Genomic DNA, 693 nt, shown 5'->3' with positions numbered 1-693 from the left:
TCGTGGTGGTCTTCGGCCATCTTGCTTCTGCGTTCTTCATTTTGTGTTCCTCGCTTTCTGTGTGTAGGTTGTTCCCTTTTCCATGTGTATATATCACTCTAAACGAGGAATATAGCAAGTCATATTTCGGATAAACTACACTTATTTTTCGAGAGAAACACAGCCCCGAAAGGCTGTGCTGAATCGCCGAACCTATCGGCTATTTTTCACCCGTGAGGATAAAGCGTACATACGCCGCACGGTCTTCCTCGATGAAACAGACCAGTTCGTAGAATCCCATCTTAAACGCCATGCGCTGAACACCGGGAACATCAAACATATTCACCCGCCCCGAATCGCGGATGTCCCTGATCTGGGAAACAATCTTCTCGTTCATGATCTGCCGCCTTTCTGCACGATGCGGAAGGAGTCCACACCGGGGATGAGGCTCAGCGACGATCCTGTCTCCCATCGGACGAGAAGCTGTCCCGCATCGTCAACGCCCATGACCTCGCCCATCGTTCCCGTCGGCGGGGCTTGTGAATCATCCATGCCGAGGTGTTCCACCTTCGTTCCGCGTGGGTACCGCTCTCGAAGCGCGGCGATCTGCTCCCTACTCGGAAAATGCATGACGCTCATCCCCTTTCCGATGTCCGCTTTTAAATGCACTGCTGCCCATAAGGTTCTGCAGGAGAATCTTGCGCGACTCTTTGT

Annotated in this window: 2 protein-coding genes and 1 pseudogene; all 3 read right to left on the bottom strand. The window is 52.4% G+C overall.

Features of this window, described 5'->3' with window-relative positions:
* Positions 1–199: 199 nt before the first annotated feature.
* Positions 200–376, bottom strand: a complete 177-nt coding sequence (locus HMPREF9163_RS11415) for a DUF5049 domain-containing protein (protein WP_009441967.1) — start codon at positions 374–376, stop codon at positions 200–202.
* Positions 373–609 carry a DUF4314 domain-containing protein gene (locus tag HMPREF9163_RS11410; protein WP_037347184.1) on the bottom strand — a complete coding sequence of 79 codons (237 nt, stop codon included), beginning with the start codon at positions 607–609 and terminating at the stop codon, positions 373–375. Before HMPREF9163_RS11410 ends, HMPREF9163_RS11415 begins: the two co-directional genes overlap by 4 nt.
* A pseudogene (locus tag HMPREF9163_RS12645) lies at positions 593–693 on the bottom strand (virulence protein); the annotation flags it as partial. The gene HMPREF9163_RS11410 and the pseudogene HMPREF9163_RS12645, both read right to left, overlap by 17 nt.

The sequence above is a fragment of the Selenomonas sp. oral taxon 138 str. F0429 genome (genome assembly GCF_000318175.2).
Lineage (GTDB): Bacteria > Bacillota > Negativicutes > Selenomonadales > Selenomonadaceae > Centipeda > Centipeda timonae.
Note: the sequence above shows the minus strand (reverse complement) of the source record. Positions and strands in the feature narration are given on the sequence as shown.